This window comes from Rhodococcus sp. AC861 (assembly GCF_979256035.1).
The window spans coordinates 320,500-336,447 of sequence record NZ_CEEDMW010000004.1; the positions used below are offsets into that span (position 1 = coordinate 320,500).

The following is a 15,948-nucleotide window of genomic DNA, read 5'->3' on the forward strand; positions in this document are numbered from 1 at the left end:
AGCACCATGAGTGATCGGGACAGTCGCCGTAGCGCGGCGCGGCCGGGTGGCCGTTCGCCGCGTCGAGATGCGCGTCCCGGTCGATCCACTCGCCGGGACGGGTCCGGGGCATCGACGCCCCGGACCGTCTCGGGCGTGGTCAACGACGTCGTCACCGAGGGCGCAGCGCTTGTCGGGCGCCGGCCCCGCCGTGGTCGTGGTGAGAAGAAGGACCGCACGTTCCTGGGCCTGTCGACGGGCAAAGCCGTCGCGCTGGCCGTGGTGATCTGCGCGCTCGCGCTGACCCTCGCAGTTCCGTTGCGCACATATATCTCTCAGCGCGGAGACGCGGTCGCTGTCGCCGACGAGCGGCAGGTGCTCGAGGAGCGGGTGCGCGACCTGCAGATCCGCAAGGCTCAGACGGACGATCCCGCTTACATCACGGCCCAGGCGCGCGAGCGCCTCGGCTACGTCATGCCCGGCGAAACCCCCTACCAGGTCCAATTGCCCGGTGCGCGTGCACGTTCGGACATCGAGAACGATCCGCCGCCGGCGCCTCCGGGCCCGTGGTACAGCGATCTGTGGTCCACGGCGACCACTCCACGCTGAACCCCCCACTTCCGAAGACGAAAAGGCTGTCACCCATGAGCGACGTGTCGCCCGCTGATCTGGACGCCGTCTCCGCCCAACTCGGCCGCGAGCCCCGCGGCGTGCTGGAGATCGCCTATCGCACACCCGACGGCCGTCCGGCCGTGGTCAAGACCGCGCCGAAACTTCCCGATGGCACCCCGTTCCCCACGCTCTTCTACTTGACGGATCCTCGCCTCACCGCCGAGGCCAGCCGGCAGGAGTCGGCGGGCGTGATGCGGGAGATGACCGAGCGTCTCGGGGTCGACGAGGATCTGGCCGCCGCGTACCGGCGCGCGCACGTGGCGTATCTCGCCGAGCGCGACGAGATCGAGCCCCTCGGAACCGATTTCACCGGTGGCGGCATGCCCGACCGTGTGAAGTGCCTGCACGTGCTGATGGCTCATTCCCTGGCCAAGGGCCCGGGCGCCAACCCGCTGGGCGACGAGTCCGTGGCGCTGGCCGCAGAGGGCAAACTGCGCGGAACCGCGCTTCCGTCCGACTGGCCCACCATCGAGGAGCTCCGGGCATGAGAGTCGCCGCCATCGACTGTGGAACCAACTCCATCAGGTTGTTGGTCGCCGAGATCGACGACTCCGGACTGCGCGATCTCGCTCGGGAAATGACGGTGGTCCGTCTCGGGCAGGGTGTCGACGCCACCGGGTCGTTCGCACCGGAAGCGATCGAACGCACCGAGAAGGCATTGGCCGAGTACGTGGGCATCATCGACAGGCTCGGCGGTGTCGACGCGGTTCGCATGGTCGCGACGTCGGCGACACGCGACGCCGACAACAGGCAGGTCTTCTTCGATATGACGCGCCGAGTTCTCGCTCCGGTCGCGAAGGATGCAGTCGCCGAGGTCATCTCGGGTGACGAAGAAGCACGACTGTCGTTCGCGGGTGCGGTCGGCGACCTCGATCCCGCCGACGGCCCGTTCCTCGTCGTCGATCTCGGGGGAGGGTCCACCGAACTGGTCCTCGGTGACGCCGACGGTGTTCGCGCTGCCTACTCGGCCGACATTGGCTGCGTCCGTCTCACCGAGCGTTGCCTCGAGTCCGATCCGCCCACCGAAGCGGAGCGCCGTGCAGGCCAGGCTTTCGTGGAGGAGCGCCTCGAGCCCGCGTTCGACGCCGTGCCGGTCCGGGATGCTCGGACCTGGGTCGGTGTGGCGGGCACGATGACGACGCTGTCCGCCGTGGCACAGAATCTGCCGGCGTACGACCCGGACCGAATCCATCTCTCGCGCATACCGTTCACCGATCTTCGTGACGTCTGCGACCGTCTTGTCGGCATGACTCGGGCGGACCGGTCCACGCTGGGGCCCATGCACCCAGGCAGGGTGGACGTCATCGGCGGCGGCTCGATCATCGCTGCGACATTGGCGGAGCGCATCGGCACCGAGGCCGGAATCGACACTTTGGTGGTCAGCGAACACGACATCCTCGACGGGATCGCGCTCAGCGTCGCCCGTGGGTGATCAGTAGGCCGTAGTCGGTCCACGCATCGCGGCCGTTCAGCGCGGTCGGATCGACGAACGTCGCGGTTGCCCAGATGTCGGCCCAGACGAGGTCCGGTCCGACCACCGTCGTCGAGAAGTCCTGCTCCACAGGCTGGTCGGTGATCGGATCGACGATGTGCCCGCCGCGTTCGGCCGAACTCGATGTCGCCACGGCACCCACGGTCAGCGACACGGTGTCGGCAATCCGTCCGCGGTCCGTCGGGTCCTGGATACCGATACGCCAGGGTCCGAAGTCCTGACCGTCCCGTCCGGTGCCGAACACGATGTCTCCGCCGGCGTTGAGCGCGTAGGCGAGGCCGTCGAGACCGGCGAGCGAACGCACCGCTCGCGACACGGCCCACCCCTTGACGACGCCCGTCGGGTCGAAACCTCGCGATCCGTCGGGCCCGACCAGATCGGTCGTGAAGATGCCGCCGGTCTCCTGAACGGCGCGGCGGCACAGCGATTCGACCTCGAGGACGGTCGGATCGGCAGCGGCAAGGGTCAGAGTCCCTGCACGGCAGCGCATCACGTCACTGTCGGCGCGCCACGTCGAGAACACGGCATCGGCTCGGCGTAGGTCGGTGAACGCGTCGGCAACCGCGTCGGCGATGTCGTCGCGATCGGTGTCGGCCGCCCGGACGTGCAGAGAGATCGGCAGGCCCATGATCTGCTCGACCCATGCCCGGGTGGTCATGCGAGGTGGGCTTGATCGAGTGCGGACTGCAGACTCCGGATATATCCCTCGGAGGTGACCGTGGCGCCGGAGACCATGTCGATGGATGCGCTCTGTGCCGCGACCGCCTCACTCCCCAGGACGGGAAGTGCGCGGGCATTGATCTGCTGATCCTTACCGTTCGCGGTGGGGTAGACGATGGCTGTCGCGTCACTCAGGGAGCCGTCCGTGACGGTGATCCGAACCTGGACAGGACCCCATCGAGTGTCGACCGATTCGCCGGTGAAGGTCTGCGCGGCAGTGGTGTTCGACTCGATCGCCGTGGGAACCGCAGTCTCGGTCGCGGCGGTATCCGTGGGTGCGGCGGCGGTGGCGACGACAGCCGTCATCGGCGTCGTTCCGGTGGATGTGTGGTAGCTGAATGCCAGAACGACGGCGGTGACCGTGCTGGCGAACCACCAGGATATGCGGCGCATGATGTCCCTCGAGAGTCGTAGTGTCAGAAGTTTTCGGTGTGGATCTGTCGCGGCGGTGTGCCGAGGGCCGACGCGGCCCGACGTACTGCTGCGGCCCACTCGGGAGGGCCGCAGACGAAGACGTCACGGTCCGCGACGTCGGGGCACAGCCGGGCGAGGACGTGAGTGTCGGACCAGCGAGCGGCATAAACCGGGAGCCAGCTGTCGCGTCCCGGAATGCGGTGCCCGTCCACCACCGCGTATCCGGCCCCGAGGCGATGCGTGATGTTGACGAGTTCGTCGTGCAGGACGGCGTCGGCACGCGTGCGGGCGCGGTTGATCACCATGACGTCACCCGGCGACGTCGAGAGGTCCTCGATCAGCGCGCGCATCGGAGTGATGCCGATGCCGGCGCCGATGAGCAGAGTCTTCGGTTGCGTGCGAGCGCCGGCGTGGATGTGCCCGTACGGTCCCTCCACGAGAACCCTCGTTCCGGGGCGCAGCTGCGTGAGTCGGGACGAGCCGTCTCCGACGATCGCGGCGGTGAACCGGAGAGTCGTGCCGTCCGGTGTCGCGGACAGCGAATACGGATGTGCGCGTGAGCATCCCGGGCCGTCCAGGAAACGCCACTGGAAGTACTGGCCCCCGTGCGCGTCGAGCCTGGCCACCCCGGGACCACCCACTGTCACCGAGACCACCGACTCGCTCTCACGGTGGACGCCGATCACCCGTATCGGCGATCGGAGCGACGTCCACGCCGGCAGGCCGATGCGGTACACCAGAACCGTTCCGGCACAAAGAATGTAGAGACCCCACCAGAACACGGTCGCCGTCGTCGACTGCTGGAAGGACTGGCCGGACCAGAGCTGGTGCGGGAGGGCGAGGCCGGTACCCAGATAGGCGTACAGATGGAGAAGGTGCCACGACTCGTAGCGCAGCCGTCCCCGTGCCACGCGCATGGAGGTGACCACGACCATGATCAACGCGGCGGTTCCGAGTACGGCGAGCACCATGCCGGGATAGTTCAGGACGAGATCGACCGCGGTGGGGACGATCCGGCTGGGATCGGCGGCGGCGTACCCGGCCGTGACGAGGACGATGTGCCCCATCATCGCGGCGAACGAGGTGAAGCCGACCACACCGTGCAGTCGAGTCAGATTCTGCTGGCCCCAAGCCTTCTCCACCCAGGGCACCCTCGCCATCAGGAAGATCTGCAGAAGCATCAGTGCGGACGCGATCAGTCCCAGGAGGCGGCCGGAGGATGTCAGCGCGGTGTCCCACGACCCTGCCAGGTCGTGCACGCCTCCGTCCGACACCCACAGCGAGACGACGACCAGGAGTACGGACCATCCGGCGAGCGCGGACACGTCGCGCCACCATCGATGGACGACCGGACCGCATGGCGCGGGGCGCACGGCGGTCCGTTCGGGCGACAAGGAGGTGTTCATGGGCCCGAGTTTCGGCGCCATGACTGCAGTGGGGCTGGGACGTACCCGGGTGTTCGCTGTGAGCGGCGATCAGTCGGGGCGGGGACCCAGCTTCCGCACAGTGGCAGGTGCGCGGGCCTCCCACGCTTCTTCGAGGAGTTCCCGCAGTTCGTCCTTGTCGACGGCCGGTAAGCGTATGAGCACCGAGGAGTGCTCGGCATAGTGGTCGGTGGTGAAGTACTTGTCGGGGTCGGACCGGATCAGGTCCTCGCGATCGTCGATGCTCGGCCGCCAGGCGAGAAGAACGTCCGGCATCTCGTGCAACCGTGCGAACAGGACGTCCTTCACGCGGAACCCCGGTGTGCCGTAGGACGGCTTCTCGGAAGTCCCGCGCAGCGACAGCGCTATCTCTCTGACGTCGTTCTCGGTCGACATGGCGCAATTCTGTCACTGCGCGGCCTGCATTACCGCAGAACGCGCCTGCGGCGATGTCCCTTGTGTTCCGTCGGGTCGACGGTGTTGGGTCGTATCGGACATGTGCCCCCCGACACAGTGTTCGTCGACGAGCAGGAGACCCATCGATGACCGTTCGTGACACCGAATCCTCGAGCGAGAAGGCTCCCACCGAGAAGGGTCTGGCGCGCACCGCGCAGGCCCTGGCCCGTGCGACCGAGAAATGGTTTCCCGACGCCTACATCTTCGCTCTGGTCGGCGTGCTGGTGGTGGCAGTGGCAGCGTTCGCCAACGGGTCGTCGCCACAGAACGTCGTCGACGCTTTCGGCAACGGGTTCTGGGATCTGACCGCGTTCACGCTACAGATGGCGATGGTGGTTCTCACCGGATACGTGGTGGCCACGTCGCCGCCGGTGGCCCGATTGATCACCCGGTTGGCAGCGCTGCCGAACAGTCCGCGAACAGCAGTCAGCTTCGTCGCTCTGATGTCGTGCTCGGTGTCGTTCCTCAACTGGGGACTGTCGTTGGTGTTCGGCGGACTGCTGGCGCGCGCCATCGCACGCCGCACCGACCTCCGCGTCGACTACCGAGCTCTGGGTGCCGCGGCCTTCATGGGACTCGGAGCCGTCTGGGCACTGGGCATGTCGTCGTCGGCCGCCCAGTTGCAGGCCACCGCGAGCTCGCTCCCACCGGCGCTGCTGCAGATCACCGGTGTGCTCGACTTCGGGACCACGATCTTCACCTGGCAGTCGCTGCTGATGTGCGTGATCATCATCGTGCTGACGGTGATCATCGCTCACCTGTCGGCGCCCACAGGACCCGCGATCAAGACGGCCGACGCCATGTCGGTCGACCTCGACGACACGATCGCCGAACCGCCCACTCGCACGCGGCCGGGAGAATGGTTGGAGTACAGCCGTGTCCTCCCGATCCTCGCGGGGGCGATGACGCTGGGCTGGCTGGTGTCGCAGCTGCTGTCCAAGCCCGTGTTGTCGGTCGTCAGCAGCTTGAACGGTTATCTGCTGGTGTTCCTGATGTTGGGGCTCGTGCTGCACGGCACTCCCCGACGTTTCCTCGACTCGGTGGCAAAGGCCGTGCCGGCGACAGCGGGCATTCTGGTGCAGTTCCCGCTGTACGCCGCCATGGCCGCGATCCTGACGAAATCCGAAGGGCGCGGCGGGTTCACCGTCTCGGAGCACCTCGCGACGTTCTTCACCGAGGTGGGTGGAGGCGGCGCTTTCGCAGTCGTCATCGCCGTCTACACCGTCATCCTCGGATTGTTCGTCCCGTCGGGCGGCGGCAAGTGGTTGGTGGAAGCGCCGTACGTGATGCAGTCGGCGACCGATGTGCAAATGAACCTCGGATGGACCGTGCAGATCTACAACGTCGCCGAGGCGCTACCCAATCTGATCAACCCGTTCTTCATGCTCCCGCTCCTTGCCGTGCTCGGGCTGAGAGCGCGTGACCTGATCGGATTCACGTTCCTGCAGTTCATCTTCCACTTCCCGGTGGTCCTGCTGCTCGTCTGGTTGCTCGGGACCACGTTCACCTTCGAGGCGCCGGTGATTCCGGCCTAGATGCCGGTGTCGGTGCGACGGCGGACCTGCCGCGCCCGGTGCGTCGTACCATCACCCGTATGTCGGAGATTCTGTGGACCGCGTCCGAGCTGTCGGCTGCGCTGGAGTCGTCCCGTCCACCGGTGCTTCTCGACGTCAGATGGGTTCTGGGCGATACGGAGGGCCATCGCAAATACGTGGACGCGCACATCCCCGGCGCCGTCTACGTCGACCTGCACACCGAACTCGCCGGCCACGGCGATCCCACGGACGGTCGTCATCCTCTGCCGGACATCGCCGATCTGCAGGCCAACGCACGGCGGTGGGGAATCGACGACGAGTCGACAGTCGTGGCCTACGACGCCACCGGCAACCTCGCCGCAGCGCGCGCCTGGTGGCTGCTGCGGTGGGCAGGCCTGTCCACCGTGCGCCTGCTCGACGGTGGGTTGGGCGCGTGGACCGCAGCTGGCAGAGAGACTCGTTCCGGCGAGGAGACTGCGGCGCGCGTCGGAACGGTGACGTTGTCGCCGGGGCACCTGCCGACGGTGTCGTCGGACGAGGTGGCGACGTTCGTAGGCACGGTTCTCGATGCGCGCGCGGGGGAGCGGTACCGCGGTGAGGTGGAACCGATCGATCCACGAGCCGGCCACATCCCGGGCGCCATCAGTGCGCCGACGTCGGACAATCTGACTCGCGACGGTGTCTTCGCGGATCCGTCGACCCTGCGAGACCGGTTCCGCGCGTTAGGCATTCGACCGGGTGACCAGGTGGCGGTCTACTGCGGGTCCGGAGTGACCGCTGCCCACCAGATTGCAGCTCTCGCGGTGGCCGGCGTCGATGCGACCCTCTATCCCGGATCGTGGTCTGCATGGTCGTCGGATCCCGATCGGCCCGTGGAGACCAGCTGATCGCATCGCCCGATAGGGTATTCCGCGACAGGCCCCCATAGCCCAATTGGCAGAGGCAGAGGACTTAAAATCCTTGTGTTGTCGGTTCGAGTCCGACTGGGGGCACCGCTACATCCGGGCCCGCTCCGTCCAGCCATGATGCGCGATCGATGCGGAGATCGTCGCGCGTTCGCGGGTATCTCCCATTCCGATGAAATGCGTGATCGCCATGGGCGCGAGCAACTCTGTGACGGTGTCGGTGAGGTCGTCGTACTGCCCCGCGGCCTCGAGTGAGATGAAACCGTGCACCATGCTCCACAACTGCGCCGCGATCTGCGTGCCGGTGTACCCCTCGGTGCGACCGGTGTCGACCAAGCGCCCGCACGAGCGAACCAACACTGCATAGGCCTCTGTGAAGTGACGTCGTGCTGCACCGCCTTTCTTCGGTGGTGCAGCACGGATCCCTCCGCGGGTCGACAGCCCGAACATCAAGTCGTACAGATGAGGGTTGGCCAGAGCCATGTCTCGCGCGGACAGGGCCATGGCGAACAGTTGTGCGCCGGGGTCGGCATGGACGTTCTCCGCCTCGAGCATCGCAGCTTTCAGGGTGTCGTAGCCCCGAGCGACCACCTCGTCGAGGAGCCCCCGCATGTCGCCGAAGTGGTGGTAGACCGAAATCGTCGTCGACCCGGCCTGCTCGCTGATCCGCCGAACCTTCAGTTCGCCCGGTCCGTCCGTTGCGAGCACTGCAACGGCTGCAGCGATCAGTCGTTCACGAACCGGAACGTCATCCGGCGGTCGAGGCGTGGACATACCCACCATGCTCTCACCTCGGCCATGCACTCGAGTTCGACTGCCGCCACCTTCCGCACACATTGACCGCTGTGAACTGCTATAAACCTGTTATGCAGATTCTTCAGTCGTCGACGTCTCGCCGATCCAAGCCCGCGGTTCTGCTCACGCTGTGCTTCGCCGTGTTCGTCGTCAACGTCTCGACGACGATCGTCAACATCACGCTGCCCACCCTGGTCGGCGCGCTGGGTGCGTCCACGAGAGATCTGCTCTGGATCGTCGACGCGTTCAACCTGGCGTTCGCGGCACTGGTTCTCGCTGCAGGATCGCTGAGCGACCGGTTCGGGCGCCGGCCGTTCCTGCTCGGCGGCCTGCTCCTGTTTCTCGTGGCATCGCTGGGCGGCGCGTGGAGTGGGAACGCCGATCAACTCATTCTGTGGCGGGCGTTGGCCGGTATCGCGGCGGCGGTGGTCTATCCCGTAACCCTGTCGATCTTGACGAATGTGTTCACGGAACGGTCGGAACGCGTCACCGCGATCGCATTGTGGGGCGCGGCGACAGGAATCTCCGTCGCTGTCGGTCCCGTCATCGGCGGCGCGCTGATCGAGCATTTCTGGTGGGGATCCACACTCGTGTTCAACGCGGCGGCGGCGGCGCTCACCATACTTCTCGCGGTTCGTCTGGTGCCGAATTCGAGTGACCCGTCCACGCCACCACTGGACAAATCCGGGTTGGCGTTGTCCATCCTGGCGTTGGGTTCACTCGTTCACGCCATCATCGAGGCGCCTGACCGCGGATGGTCGTCCGGAGCAACCTTTGCCGGATTCGCTGTGGCAGCACTACTTCTGACAGCCTTCGTCATCCGCGAAGCTCGGGCCGAGCATCCGATGCTCGATGTGCGGTTGTTCACCAACATGCGATTCACCGCGGCCAGCGGCGCGGTCACCAGCGCCTTCTTCGCGATGTTCGGCTTCATCTTCCTGGTGACGCAGTACTTCCAATCCGTGAGAGGTTACGGAGCATTCGAGACCGGCGTCCGGATGCTTCCGGTCGCGAGTTCGATCGCCCTCTTCTCACTGATCGGACCTCGACTCGCAGTCGCAGTCGGCACGAAAATCGTTGTGGCGAGCGGACTCGGCTCTCTCACTCTTGCCTTCGCGTGGACATCGACGGTGGGTACGGACACCGGGTACCTCCAGATTGCCGGGCAGATGATCCTGCTCGGCGCCGGCCTCGGATTGATCAGCGCCCCGGCGACCGAGGCGATCATGGGCGTCGTGCCGAACGACAAGGCGGGCATGGGGTCGGCGGTCAACGATGCGACCCGTGAACTGGGCGGCACCCTCGGCGTCGCGGTCATCGGGTCGGTCGCGCTGTCGGTCTACCGAGACGGCTTGGATTCCGAATTGCCGACCGCCGTTCTCGAGCCTGCCCGCGAGTCTGTCGGCGCCGCTCTCGCTGCGGCACAACAGGTGTCGGTGACGCTCGGGGACACGGGAGCCACCCTGGGTGATCAGCTGTCCACCCTCGCCCGCGCAGGGTTCGTCGACGGCTTCTCCACGGGCAGCATCGTGGCGGGTTCGGTCACGGCTTTGGCCGCGGTTCTCACGCTCGTCTTCCTGCCGTCCCACCCGGAGAAGGGCCAGGAGTCGCGCAAGTAAAGGCGCGTGATCAGTCCCGAGCTTCTCCGCCGTCGGTCGAGTGGACCGGGGCCCCGGCAGAGGACACGAACCGGTCGACGTGAGTCCAGAAATGCGCAGTTGCGTCAGGGTCGAATTCGCCGGGCATCTCCACATCCGTGAAAAGGTGACCGCTACCGGGGTACTGGAAGTACTCGGCCGGCGCACCGGCGGCATTCACCGATGCCATCACCGATTCGACCGATCCGGCAGTCTTGAACGGGTCGTCGACCGCGTAGTGGAGTTGCACCGGAACACCGTCAGGCCAGCGATCGACGTCGATCATGTGGAGCGGAAGAGCTCCGGAGCAGAGCACCGCACCCCTCACTCGGCGCCGCGTAGCAACGAAAGTCGCCATTCCACCTCCATTCGAAAACCCGAGGAGGGCGAAGCCGTCGGGTAGGTGCGACACCCCGGTCAGTGCCCTTTGCATCAATGCAGGGAACCCGATGTCCGAGGCGAATGCTTGGGCAGAACCGTAGTCGTCGAAGGACCGACCTTCGTACTGGTCGACGACAGTCACATCGTGACCGGCATCCCGCAGGTGGTCGGCGGCGTCCCGAATACCCTGTCGCACTCCGAGAACAGAGTGGAAAACAGCAATAGCGACCATGAGATCCCCCGGTCCTCGCGTTCGACATGTCGACCGTACTCGCGAGATGCCGACGGCGAGCACCAACCTTTCAGGTGGTCAGGGCGCAACCAAGCACAGCGGGCCGACAGGAGTGGCGGGGTTGACGGTCACGGTGGCGACGGGTCCACCTGCGGAGGTCTCGTAGGCCATGAGCGAATGTTCGCCGGGCGTCGTGGGGGTCCACAGTGACACCTTGTATCCGGCGATCACCGGCGACGACCAGTAGGGGTCGAACTGCCACGCGAATTCCTCGATGGGCATGATCGAATCGGGATCGAGCGGTGCGATGTCCACACGCGGTCCGGACGCATCTGCGGTACCAGCGACGGCGATGTACGTGCAGCCGACGCCGTAGGGCGTCGTCGGCCCGACGCTGAGCCCGGGAAGGATATCGATGTCGACGACCTCGGCGGATGCCGTTCCGGACGAGATTAGAAGGCCTCCCATGCAGACGGCGGCAGCGAGGCACGAACGGGGGATCAGCGACAGAGTCATACCACCTGGTCGGTGCAGAGGGGCCGTCCGTTACATCGCCGGCCTTGTGCACGTGCACACCCGCCCCGGCGACGTCATGTCCCGACATCCATCGTTCGGTCGACGCTCGTCACCCAGGATGAGGGGATCGACCTGACCGGGTCGGACGGCACGTACGGGAGGGATGTCGAGACGTGATCATGACGATCCGCTGGCTTCTGCGTATGCGGGGCTTCGGCCGGACCGCTCGGATCGGAGACCCTCTCGAGACACGCTTCCGCGTCCAGCTCGTCGATCTGGACATCCTGATGCACATGACCAACGGGCGGTACCTGTCGATTCTCGACGCCGCCCGTATCGCGTACTACGCGAAGACCGGCCTGTGGCGGCAGTTCCGAGCCCGCGGGTGGTCTCCGGTGGTCACCGCGCAGACCATCACGTACGGCCGGTCGTTGACTTTCCCCAAGGCCTTTCGTGTGCGGACACGGTTGCTCGGCACCGATGCGAAGAATCTGTATTTCCAGCAGATCTTCCACATCGGCGACATCGACTACGCCACCGCACTGGTGTCCGTCCGCATCATCGACAAGGCAGGCGGGTCCGTGGCGCCCGACCGAGTGCTCGAGCTCGACGGCGTCTTCGTTCTGCCGGATCACCTTCCGGCGGAGGTCGTCGAGTGGTCGACACTGTCCAGAACGTCCTACTCAGCGGAAGAGCACCAGTCATGACGACACCTCGATCGAGCCCCGACCATCACGTGTTGGCCGTCATCGGTTCCGGCTTCGCGGGTATCGGGGCCGCCATCCGCCTCGAAAGTCTGCACAAGGGCAGCGTCGTGCTGTTCGAACGCGCCTCGACGTTGGGCGGTGTCTGGCGCGACAACGACTACCCGGGCGCTGCTTGCGATGTGCAGAGTTTGCTGTATTCCTTCTCGTTCGCGCCGAGTCATCGCTGGCGTCACACCTACGCCCGGCAGTCGGAAATCAGGGCGTATCTCGACGACGTCGCCCGCACGCACGGGCTGCTGCCGCGACTGCGGACGAACTGCCCGGTGACGTCCGTGACGCGAGATGCGTCCACGGGGCGGTGGACGCTCGAGACGGCGCGGGGAACGTCGACGGCGGACCACGTCGTTGTCGCGACCGGGTCGCTGGCCGACCCGTCACTACCCTCCATCGAGGGGATCGACGACTTCGACGGTCCGGTGTTCCACTCGTCGCAGTGGGACCACGACGTGGATCTGACCGGAAAGCGTGTCGCGGTCGTGGGTACCGGTGCGTCCGCGATCCAGTTCGTTCCGAAGATCCAACCGTTGGTGCAGTCCCTCATGGTCTTCCAGCGGACCGCTCCCTGGGTCATGCCGCGGGACGACCAACCCATCTCGGCGAAGAAGCGTCGGCTCCTGAAGTCGGTGCCGGGATTCCAGCGAGCTGCCCGCGCGAAGATCTACGCCGAGCGCGAGATCAAGCTGCTGGCGTTCCGGAATCCGGCTCTGATGCGCATCGGGGAGAAGGAGGGCCGCGCGCATCTGCACCATGCGGTGAGCGATCCGGTCCTGCGCGAGAAGCTCACACCGTCGTACCGGATGGGCTGCAAGCGGATTCTGCTGTCCGACGAGTACTACCCGGCACTCGCGCAGCCGAACGTCGCGGTCGAGACGGTCGGTGTCTCGACGGTGACGCGCACCGGGGTCGTGGACGCGAACGGAACTACTCACGAGGTCGACGCGATCATCTTCGGCACGGGCTTCGACACGAGCCGACTTCCGTTGACGGACAGCATCATCGATGAAAATGGGCGCACGATGGCGGATAGTTGGGGTGAGAGCCCCCGTGCCTATCTGGGTACGACCGTCGCGGGCTTCCCGAATCTGTACCTGATGCACGGTCCCAACATCGCTCTCGGACACACCTCGGTCATCATGATGTTCGAGTCGCAACTGCAGTACATCGAACGCGCCATGAGGCACGCGATCGAGGCGCGCGGGTCCATCGAGCCGACGGAGCGGGCGCAGGCCGAGTATTCCGAGCGGATCGACGAACTGACCGAGGGGACGGTCTGGACGAGCGGCGGATGTTCGAGCTGGTATCTCGATCCCGCCGGGCGCAACAGCAACCTGTGGCCCGGCAGCATCCTCGGATATCGCAGCCGCGCAGTGCGATTCGACCCCGCCCGCCACAATGTTCGGCCGTCGGCAGTGTCGCGATGACCGACCCGATCGTCCTTCTCCACGGTCTCGGTGGGTCGCACGCGATCTGGGATCGCGTGCGACCTCTGCTCCCGGGCACGGTGTCAGCGCCGGATCTTGCGGGCACGGAGTCGATCGAGGTCGATGCGCTGGACGTCGCGCGCCGGATTCGAGCAGCCGACCTCGGCCCCGTGATATTGGTGGGTCATTCGCGAGGGGGACTGGTGGCGACGTCGGTCGCCGAACAGTTTCCGACGCTCGTGGGCCGCCTCGTGCTGGTGGCCACTCCGCCCACGGTGGCGTCCCGACTCACGGCACGGGGCTTCTCCGAAACGGTGTTGGGGATTCCGTTGCTCGGCGCAGCCGTGTGGAGTGCGCTGCCGGACACGGCGTTGGAGCGTGGCCTCGCTACGGCATTCCTGCCGGGCGGTGCCGTTCCGGACTTTGCTGTGCAGGATCTCCGTGACACCGGGCTGCAACGTTTTCGCGCATCGTCCGCGGCGGTCGACACCTACCTGGACGGGATGCCACTGGGTCCACGGCTGGCGACGCTCGGATGTCCCGTGTCCGTCGTCTATGGACTCGACGATCGGCGCGTGGATTCGAGCGCCATGGCCGACAGTGCCTCCGGCCCCGGGGTGTCCGCCTATCCTCTTCCGCGGGAGGGGCACGGAGCTCCGTGGAGTTCGGCCGGCGCCGTGGCGGCGGTGATCACGGACTCCGCGCAGCCACGTGATGCCGAGCGGCCCACGTCGGCTCCGGCTCCCCGCCTTCGGCCCGTTCGGTGGACCCCACCGAGAGCGACCGATCGAGCACGGCAGACCTCGAGCGCGCAGCCGATGTCGCCGATCAGGCGTCTCGAACTCCCGGGCAGAGGACCGGAGGACGTGCGGCTGGACTCGCAGGGGCGTGTGCTGACAGGACTCGAAGACGGGCGGATTCTGCGCGTGACCTTCGACAGCACCACTCACACGGTCGAGACACTCGCCGACACGGGAGGTCGTCCACTCGGCATCACGGTGCTGGACGACGACACGCTCCTGGTGTGCGATGCGGAACGGGGTGTGCTTCGCGTCGATCTCGCGAGCGGGGGAGTGGAGGTGCTGGTGGATCAGCTCGACGGCGAGCCGATCACGTTCGCCTCCAACATCGTTCGTGGTCGATCGGGCACCCTCTACTTCACCGTGTCCACCCGACGGTTCGGGTTCCACGACTTCCTCGCGGATCTCCTCGAGCACTCGGGTACCGGACGAGTCGCCGTGCTCCCACCGGACGGGCCGGCCCGCACCCTGGTGGACGGACTCCAGTTCCCGAACGGACTGACCGTGTCGGACGCGGAGGACGCGGTGACGGTGGCGTCGTCCGGTGACTTCCGCATCACGCGCTACCCGGTCGTCGACGGTCGAGCGGGCGCGCCGACCGTCCTGGAGGACAACCTGCCGGCGTTCCCGGACAACGTCTCCGCCGACGGCGACCTCGTCTGGGTGGCGATGGCGACCCCACGCAGTGCGCTCCACGATCGGGTCGCGCAGCTTCCGGGGCTCTTTCGTCGGATCGCGTACCGACTTCCCGAGTCGGTTCGCGAAGGCGAATCGACGACCTGGGTGATCGCGGTGGACGAGCACGGCACCGTCGTCCACGACCTCCAGTCGTCGGAACCCGGGTACAAGATGGTGACCGGCGTCGTCCGTCGTGGACCGCATCTGGTTCTCGGCAGCATCACCGAGTCGGCGCTCGCTGTCGTCGGCGCGCCGACGGCGGTCGAGTCATGAGCCACGATCTCACCGGCATGGTCCTGGTCGTCACCGGAGCGGCGGGCGGGATCGGATCCGCCACGGCCCGAGCATGTTCGGAGCGTGGCGCGACCGTCGTACTGCTCGATGTGGACGAGGGCGGACTGGCTCGCACCGCGCAGTCGCTGGTGGGCGACTGCGACACCCATGTTCTCGATGTTCGGGATGCCGACGCTTGCCGACGGGTGATCGACACGGTCGTCGCCGACCGGGGTCGCATCGACATCGTCTGGGCCAACGCCGGGGTGTCCGAGTACGGGCCCGTCGACCTTCTCCCGGAGGGTGCGTGGAAACGCGTCGTCGACATCAACCTGATCGGCGCGCACAACGTCGTGAGGGCTGCACTGCCCGCGGTCATGGCGTCACGTGGGTACGTGGCGTTCACCTGCTCGTGGGCGTCGTTCGCGCATCAGCCCGGACACACGGCGTACGCAGCGGCCAAAGCAGGATTGGAAGCATTCGCCGATTCACTTCGGCTGGAACTGAGCGGAACGGGGGTGCGGGTGGGGTCGCTCCACCCCGGGTGGATCGACACCGCCATGGTCACCGGAAAAATGGAGCGCCCCGCCTTCGCTGCGTTACTCGCGGCGCTACCGGGGCCTTTCGGTGCGGTCACACCGCTGGACGACATCGTGCCGCACATCGTTCGGTCTCTGGAACGGCGCTCGGCGCGCATGGTGTACCCGCGAGTTGGTCGGGTACTGCTGGTCCTGCGCGCCGCGCTGCCCACACGCGTGTTCACGGCGCGCAGTCGAGCTGCCGCACCCGAGATCCGGCGCCTCGCGACGGAGGATATGACACGCTCGTGACGACGAGAGGCGACCACGATG

At 66.5% G+C, this 15,948-nt stretch carries 17 protein-coding genes and 1 tRNA gene; 11 read left to right on the plus strand and 7 right to left on the minus strand.

Going from position 1 to position 15,948, the window contains the following annotated elements; genetic code table 11:
* Window positions 1–6: 6 nt before the first annotated feature.
* From AC0IX4_RS14995 to AC0IX4_RS15005, 3 genes are read left to right on the plus strand one after another with little or no spacing between them, the layout of a single operon-like run.
* A complete protein-coding gene (locus tag AC0IX4_RS14995; RefSeq protein WP_042572988.1) occupies window positions 7–588 on the plus strand; it encodes an FtsB family cell division protein in 582 nt (193 codons plus the stop codon).
* A 35-nt stretch (window positions 589–623) separates the two neighbouring features.
* Window positions 624–1,139, plus strand: coding sequence for a DUF501 domain-containing protein (locus AC0IX4_RS15000; RefSeq protein WP_042572989.1), 516 nt, complete (start codon window positions 624–626; stop codon window positions 1,137–1,139).
* Window positions 1,136–2,083, plus strand: coding sequence for a Ppx/GppA phosphatase family protein (locus tag AC0IX4_RS15005; RefSeq protein WP_471829652.1), 948 nt, complete (start codon window positions 1,136–1,138; stop codon window positions 2,081–2,083). Before AC0IX4_RS15000 ends, AC0IX4_RS15005 begins: the two co-directional genes overlap by 4 nt.
* Here the strand turns inward: AC0IX4_RS15005 and AC0IX4_RS15010 are convergent.
* The 4 genes from AC0IX4_RS15010 to AC0IX4_RS15025 form a co-directional block, all read right to left on the minus strand.
* Window positions 2,064–2,801, minus strand: a complete 738-nt coding sequence (locus AC0IX4_RS15010; protein ID WP_471829653.1) for an FAD:protein FMN transferase — start codon at window positions 2,799–2,801, stop codon at window positions 2,064–2,066. The genes AC0IX4_RS15005 and AC0IX4_RS15010 overlap by 20 nt on opposite strands.
* Window positions 2,798–3,256 carry an FMN-binding protein gene (locus AC0IX4_RS15015; RefSeq protein WP_471829654.1) on the minus strand — a complete coding sequence of 153 codons (459 nt, stop codon included), beginning with the start codon at window positions 3,254–3,256 and terminating at the stop codon, window positions 2,798–2,800. Before AC0IX4_RS15015 ends, AC0IX4_RS15010 begins: the two co-directional genes overlap by 4 nt.
* Before the next feature lie 23 nt (window positions 3,257–3,279).
* A complete protein-coding gene (locus tag AC0IX4_RS15020; protein WP_156148766.1) occupies window positions 3,280–4,683 on the minus strand; it encodes a ferredoxin reductase family protein in 1,404 nt (467 codons plus the stop codon).
* 69 nt (window positions 4,684–4,752) lie between these two features.
* A complete protein-coding gene (locus AC0IX4_RS15025; RefSeq protein ID WP_042572993.1) occupies window positions 4,753–5,097 on the minus strand; it encodes an MmcQ/YjbR family DNA-binding protein in 345 nt (114 codons plus the stop codon).
* 146 nt (window positions 5,098–5,243) lie between these two features.
* On the opposite strand from AC0IX4_RS15025, the gene AC0IX4_RS15030 reads away from it, so the two are divergent.
* From AC0IX4_RS15030 to AC0IX4_RS15040, 3 genes are all read left to right on the plus strand, one after another.
* Window positions 5,244–6,692, plus strand: a complete 1,449-nt coding sequence (locus AC0IX4_RS15030) for a short-chain fatty acid transporter (protein ID WP_042572994.1) — start codon at window positions 5,244–5,246, stop codon at window positions 6,690–6,692.
* A 59-nt stretch (window positions 6,693–6,751) separates the two neighbouring features.
* The gene (locus AC0IX4_RS15035) at window positions 6,752–7,579 is read left to right on the plus strand and encodes a sulfurtransferase (protein ID WP_082042843.1); all 828 of its coding nucleotides are present in this window, start codon (window positions 6,752–6,754) and stop codon (window positions 7,577–7,579) included.
* Between the two features lie 31 nt (window positions 7,580–7,610).
* A tRNA-Leu gene (locus tag AC0IX4_RS15040) sits at window positions 7,611–7,684 on the plus strand.
* 3 nt (window positions 7,685–7,687) lie between these two features.
* Here AC0IX4_RS15040 and AC0IX4_RS15045 read toward each other — a convergent pair.
* The gene (locus tag AC0IX4_RS15045; RefSeq protein ID WP_471829656.1) at window positions 7,688–8,371 is read right to left on the minus strand and encodes a TetR/AcrR family transcriptional regulator; all 684 of its coding nucleotides are present in this window, start codon (window positions 8,369–8,371) and stop codon (window positions 7,688–7,690) included.
* 92 nt (window positions 8,372–8,463) lie between these two features.
* Here AC0IX4_RS15045 and AC0IX4_RS15050 point away from each other — a divergent pair, with 92 nt between their 5' ends.
* On the plus strand, window positions 8,464–10,011 hold the full coding sequence (locus AC0IX4_RS15050) for an MFS transporter (RefSeq protein ID WP_471829657.1): 1,548 nt from the start codon (window positions 8,464–8,466) through the stop codon (window positions 10,009–10,011).
* A gap of 10 nt (window positions 10,012–10,021) precedes the next feature.
* Here the strand turns inward: AC0IX4_RS15050 and AC0IX4_RS15055 are convergent, their stop codons facing one another.
* Together AC0IX4_RS15055 and AC0IX4_RS15060 are read right to left on the minus strand one after the other, a co-directional pair.
* Complete coding sequence (locus tag AC0IX4_RS15055; RefSeq protein ID WP_471829658.1) at window positions 10,022–10,642, minus strand: dienelactone hydrolase family protein; 621 nt, start codon at window positions 10,640–10,642, stop codon at window positions 10,022–10,024.
* A gap of 78 nt (window positions 10,643–10,720) precedes the next feature.
* Window positions 10,721–11,158, minus strand: a complete 438-nt coding sequence (locus AC0IX4_RS15060; protein WP_471829659.1) for a hypothetical protein — start codon at window positions 11,156–11,158, stop codon at window positions 10,721–10,723.
* Window positions 11,159–11,337: 179 nt separating this feature from the next.
* Here AC0IX4_RS15060 and AC0IX4_RS15065 point away from each other — a divergent pair, with 179 nt between their 5' ends.
* The 4 genes from AC0IX4_RS15065 to AC0IX4_RS15080 are packed head-to-tail and all read left to right on the plus strand — an operon-like array spanning window position 11,338 to window position 15,927.
* Window positions 11,338–11,865 carry a thioesterase family protein gene (locus tag AC0IX4_RS15065; protein WP_471829928.1) on the plus strand — a complete coding sequence of 176 codons (528 nt, stop codon included), beginning with the start codon at window positions 11,338–11,340 and terminating at the stop codon, window positions 11,863–11,865.
* Complete coding sequence (locus tag AC0IX4_RS15070; protein WP_471829660.1) at window positions 11,862–13,346, plus strand: flavin-containing monooxygenase; 1,485 nt, start codon at window positions 11,862–11,864, stop codon at window positions 13,344–13,346. Before AC0IX4_RS15065 ends, AC0IX4_RS15070 begins: the two co-directional genes overlap by 4 nt.
* Window positions 13,343–15,097, plus strand: coding sequence for an alpha/beta fold hydrolase (locus tag AC0IX4_RS15075; protein ID WP_471829661.1), 1,755 nt, complete (start codon window positions 13,343–13,345; stop codon window positions 15,095–15,097). Before AC0IX4_RS15070 ends, AC0IX4_RS15075 begins: the two co-directional genes overlap by 4 nt.
* Complete coding sequence (locus AC0IX4_RS15080) at window positions 15,094–15,927, plus strand: SDR family NAD(P)-dependent oxidoreductase (RefSeq protein ID WP_471829662.1); 834 nt, start codon at window positions 15,094–15,096, stop codon at window positions 15,925–15,927. The genes AC0IX4_RS15075 and AC0IX4_RS15080 overlap by 4 nt, the downstream gene beginning before the upstream one ends.
* Window positions 15,928–15,948: the final 21 nt, after the last annotated feature.